The sequence below is a fragment of the uncultured Brachyspira sp. genome, from assembly GCF_944390595.1.
Taxonomy (GTDB): domain Bacteria; phylum Spirochaetota; class Brachyspiria; order Brachyspirales; family Brachyspiraceae; genus Brachyspira.
Genome location: NZ_CALXRN010000112.1, coordinates 1 through 4,482 on the forward strand (window position 1 = coordinate 1; position 4,482 = coordinate 4,482).

Below are 4,482 nucleotides of genomic sequence, written 5' to 3' on the forward strand. Positions count from 1 at the left end.
ATGTATTTATTGTTTTTCTAGGATATTCTTTATTAAGTATACGATTCTCTAAGTCTTTTAACCAGTTTTCTATATAGCCAGTTATCAAGTATTACTAATAAAATATATAATCCCTTACTGCTATACATACTAAAAAAACAAGTTTATGCTGCAACTCTAATAAATATATATCTGCATCAAAAACTTTATTAATTTTTATCTGTTCAAAAGCTTTTTTACAATTTTACAATTTTAATTTTTTATCTGTAACATATACATATATTTTTAGCCCGTATACTTATATGTATAATATATAAGCCTTATAATACATTATATAAGAATCAACATCAAATCATATAATAATTCTAGTAATATATGTATAGCCCATTTATATATTCACTCATAAGATATATTGATTTTAATTTCTAAGTATTCTTTATTATTTTTGTATACATATATGTATATGATTAGTTATTCAATTTTACCCATAATACTATACCTTATTAGCTATACTTTAATATCTCGTAATTCTCTGCTTGTTTTAATATATTATCCAATGCCTCATTCTCAATATCTTTAGGATATTTATGCGATTTCAAAAATCTTTTTATATCCATTTTCATTTTGGATCTTGTGGATTCTTTATTCTGCCAGTCAATTTCTTCTGAATTCTTTTTTACTATTAAAAACAATTCTTTAGCCATAGTTTTAATTTCTTCTTTGTTATAATCAGAATTTATAGGACTGCACATAGCATCATAAATAGCTTTCTCTTCATTACTCATTCCTAAACTATCAGCCTCTTTATTTATATTGTCTAAATCATCAGAAAGATTTAAAAGCTCATCTATTACTTCAATATTATCTATAGCATTATTATTATATTTATCCATTATCTTTTTTATTCTATCAGAAAATATATTGGATTGTATTATGTTTACTTTTAAAAAGGCTTTTATTTTATCATCCAATAATTTTTTTAATACTTCCAATGCTATATTTTTATACTTCATATTGGCAACAGATTCTAAATACTTTTTATCAAATAATGAAAGCTCTTTAGAATCATCCATGCCGGCAAATATATTGAGAACGCCTTCACTTTGTATGCTTTCCTGAAGAATCTTATTTATTCTTTGATTGATTTCTCTTAATGACAATTTCTGATGACTTTGCATTTTAGTTATTATTACTTTTACAGCTTCATATAATGCAGTTTCAACCGATTCCTTTCTATCAATAATACTTCTGCATAATGCCTCTGCTTTTTTCAATACAGCCGCCCTATTCAAAAAGTCATTCTTTTTCTCCTCTTCAAAAGAAAATACATAATCAGCTAATTTAGTTATAAGCTCTAATCTTTCCTTGCTTGAACAAGTATAAAAATTGGAATAATCAATATCTTTAAAAATGTTTCTAATATAATCAATAACTTCATTAAATTTATTCAATGCCGTTTCTGCTATATCCATATTGCCGTAATTTTCTTTATCTCTTGCCGTATAATCTTTCATTGCTTTTTTAAGATTATCAGCTATTCCTATATAATCAACTATAAGCCCCGCATCTTTATCCTTACAAACCCTATTAACCCTAGAAATTGTCTGCATAAGATCATGTCCGGCTATAGGCTTGTACATATACATTGTATCAAGTTCAGGAACATCAAAACCAGTAAGCCACATACTTACAACTACAGCTATTTTAAAGTTTGAAGTTTTATCTTTAAATTCTTTTGCTAAGCTCTCCCTATGGGATTTACTTCCGAGCATTTTCCCCCACTCTACAGGATCTTTATTTGATGTTGTCATTACAGGCTTTATTATGCCTTCCCATTCAGGTTTAAGTTCTAATATCTTCTTATATATTTTTATTCCTATAGGACGCGAATATGCAACTATAAATGCCTTTCCTATAAGTACATTCTTTCTTTTTTCATAATGCTGTATTATATCTTTGCATAAAGCATCTATTGCCGCATCAGAACCAAGCAAAGCATCCATTTTTGAAAGTTCTTTTTTTGATTTTTCTATAGCCTCTTCAGCCGCTTCATTATTTTCAAGCATTTTTTGATATTCTTCATCCGCTTTCTTCAACTGCTCTTCATAAAGTTTTAAATAGTTTACCCTACCATCATAATATATAGGAACTGTAACCTCATCTTCAACCGATTGTGTTATATCATAAGTATCAATATAATCTCCGAATACATCTTTTGTGTTTCTGTCATCCGATTCTATAGGAGTGCCTGTAAAACCTATTTTTATGGCATTCGGAAAAGCATCATTAATATATTTGGACATATTATATTTTATATTTCCATCATCTGTTACTTTGCTTTTTTCGAGATCATGCGAGCGATGTGCCTCATCTACCATTAATACAATATTGCTTCTTTCTGATAATGCCTCATCATAATTCTCAAATTTTTGAAGAGTTGTAAATATTATCCCTCCTGCATTAATATCTTTTAATCTTTCAATTAATTTTTTTCTTGAATCTATTTGTTCAGGAGTCTGTTTTAAATATGTATTCATTGCACTTGAAAATGTTGTAAATAATTGATTGTCTAATTCCGTTCTGTCTGTTATTATAACTATTGTAGGATTATCCAAATTTTGAGATATTACTTTTGCAGCCATTAGCATGGTAAAAGACTTACCGGAACCGGTAGTATGCCAAACAATACCTGCTTTCTTTGATTTATTCTGATATGCTTCTTTAATTTTCTTTAATGCTTTATTAACAGCGAAAAACTGATGATATGCAGCCAATATTTTAACTGCCTTAATATCTTCTTTATTTACGCTTTGAACATAGAATATAAAATAATGCAGAATATTTAAAAATCTTTCTTTTTGAAGCATTCCGTTAATTAATGTTTTATATTGTTTATTCAAATCAGCATTTTTCTCTATAACATCAATATCTTCGCTTTCTCTTTTCCAAGGAATGAATCTGCTTTTATCAGCCGTTATAGTACCCACTTCTGCCCTAACCCCGTCTGTAATAACGCAAAAAGAATTATAATAAAAAAGATTAGGAATACCGTTTTCCATATAGTTTTTTATTTGATCATAAGCCTCATCTATAGTTTCATCGTCTTTAACAGGATTTTTAAACTCCATAACTACAACAGGAAGTCCATTAAAATAAATTATCACATCCGGTCTTCTATTATCAATATCTGTTATTGCAAGCTGATTAACAACCCAAAAATAATTATTATTTATATTATTATAATCAGCAATTTTTATATAAGCAGATTTATTTTCATTATCAAAATAATTAACTTCAATCCCGAATAAAAAATATTTTTGAAAGGTTTTATTTTTATCTATATAATGAATTTCAGAAAGATTTGTAATTAATCTTATAGCCTCATCAATAGCTTTATCATGTGCATCAGGATTAATTTTTTTAAGAGCTTTATATAATATTTCTGTGATAACAACATTTCTTGTGCTGTTCATAGAAGGATAATCTTTTCTGATATCGGCACCATAATAATATTCATATCCGAGATTTTGAATCATATCAATAACAATGCTTTCAAAATCACTTTCATGCATATATTTTTCCATAAATAAGACTCCTATACTGTATGCTATATAGTGTATATTTATTTTGTATAAAGTCAAATAATTATTGCATTTTGTATAAAATATAGTTCCTATTTTATGCGAATTTCCCCGCTCATAAGTTTAGGCAGAATACTATCGCGAATAGAAGCAAGTTTCTGGTTTTCTATTTGATTATATTTTACTTTATTAAATATATCTCTAGTTTTTAAATGAAAATCATTCAAAATATTTTTACTTGGAAGTATAAATTTTATGGACTTAATTAATTTAGAATTTACAGCTTGAGCAATAGAAGATGTACTACCTAAAGTAGAATATTTAAAATTTTTTAAATAGAAGTAAGTATATTCATTTAATTTTTTATCATTAGTTTTTATATGTGCTATAGCTTCATTTGTAGTCATATCTTCATATGTTATTGATACTCTGCCTATCGTTAATTTAAAACTTAATATTATTGTATCTTTAGGAACTATCACTACATTATATTTGTTAACAGCCTCAAGTGTTAAATATTCTGATGTATCAAGTAAATATAATCCACTTTTACCCATATCAGATATTGATACCCATTTCATATCTTTATTACTATTAGAAAAACATTCAACTTCTTTTCTAGGAGGTGTTTTACCAATAGTTATATCAAATATATTTGATAAAGTGTCTATTTCCCAACCTTCCGGTATCTCCCCTAGTTCGCTTTTTATCATTTTGCCGCCGCTGTTTTTATAAGGTTTTCCTTTGGCATTTGGAAAATTAAAATTAATAAACCATTCCTTAAAAATAGTTTGCGCCGTTTCCTCTAATATTTTATTTGTACGGTTGTTGAGTTCTATTTTATCATCAAGCGATGAAAGTATGGAAGCTATTTTCTTTTGTTCTTCTAATGGAGGGAGTTTTATTTTTATATCTGATAAAT

General features: G+C 27.2%; 2 protein-coding genes. Both read right to left on the minus strand.

Annotation, left to right across the window (positions count from 1 at the left end):
* Positions 1 to 482: 482 nt before the first annotated feature.
* Complete coding sequence (locus Q0J90_RS06165) at positions 483 to 3,563, minus strand: type I restriction endonuclease subunit R (RefSeq protein WP_297277066.1); 3,081 nt, start codon at positions 3,561 to 3,563, stop codon at positions 483 to 485.
* Between the two features lie 89 nt (positions 3,564 to 3,652).
* Positions 3,653 to 4,482 (minus strand): restriction endonuclease subunit S (locus Q0J90_RS06170; RefSeq protein WP_297277067.1); only part of this gene is annotated, 830 nt, incomplete at its 5' end.